A 1261-nucleotide genomic window follows, 5' to 3' on the forward strand; every position below is an offset into this window, starting at 1 on the left:
CATTCATCTCCGGTAATGAAAGCAACGGCATGTTCTGGCGCGGTGACCGGCAAGGCTTGATGGCCGCCGACTACACCGTCACCATCCCCGAAATCCCATTGACCCTGAGCGGCAGTGGAATACTCAACATTCCCATCACCGGACAGATCACCGGACTCAGCATTGAACCCGTCGTCTTAAGCGGGCAGGGTGGCGGCACTATTCCGGTGATCCTGGATATCAATGTCCTCGGGGCAAGCACCGGGGGAATCGACATCCACGTTAACCCGCCTTCGCCCCTCCCGGATTTCACCCTGCCCATACCGGGCTTGCCGCTCAATCTGGCGGTGCACATCGACGACACGTTGAGTCAAATCGTCACGCCCCGGATCAGTTTCAACTCCATCCCGTTGAACGGTTTCGTCGTGGGTGGCGCAACGACGCCGTTGAACGTGAGTCTGGGTGGGAATGTCGGCCCCATTTTCGCGACGGTCATTCATGTGTCGTCGTCGCCGGGGTTTGGGAATTCGACGAATGCGCCGTCGTCGGGGTTCTTTAATTCTGGGGCTGGTGGGGTGTCGGGTTTCGGGAATATCGGTGATCGTGTGTCGGGGTTCTTTAACGAGGTTTCGCGGGGGTCGGGTTATAAGAACATCGGCAGTTTGTTGTCGGGGTTGACCAATGTGGGTGAGTCGTTGTCGGGCATCAACAACACCGGCGGAGTGGGGATCTCGGGTGCGGGCAATGTGGGTGGGAGCCTGTCGGGGTTGAGTGTGTTCAACGCGGGGTTTGCGAATCTGGGTGTGGGCAATATCGGGTTGGGTGATATCGGCCGTGTGAACTTGGGGTTGGGCAATGTCGGTGACGGGAACATCGGTTTGGCCAACCTGGGTGATTTCAATTTCGGTGCGGGGAACCTGGGTAGTTTCAATATCGGCTCGGGCAACATCGGTGCTTACAACATCGGCCCGGGGAACCTCGGTGTGCAGAATGTCGGGTTCGGCAATCTCGGGGATTACAACCAGGGGTTCGGAAACGTCGGGGTCGGCAATGTCGGGTTCGGCAATACCGGTGCGGGCAATGTGGGTTTCGGGCTCAGCGGGGAGGGTCAGGTGGGGTTCGGGGCGTGGAACACCGGTAGCGGCAATGTGGGGTTGTTCAATTCCGGTACCGGCAATGTCGGGTTCTTCAACTCCGGGACGGGCAACTGGGGGATCGGCAACTCCGGGGAGTTCAACACGGGGTTGTTCAATGCGGGTCGGTGGAACACCGGATGGGCCAA

At 59.1% G+C, this 1261-nt stretch carries 1 pseudogene; it reads left to right on the top strand.

The window, feature by feature from the left end:
• Positions 1-1261: pseudogene (locus tag BST27_RS30430) on the top strand (PPE family protein); the annotation flags it as partial.

It is taken from the genome of Mycobacterium intermedium, from assembly GCF_002086275.1.
Lineage (GTDB): Bacteria > Actinomycetota > Actinomycetes > Mycobacteriales > Mycobacteriaceae > Mycobacterium > Mycobacterium intermedium.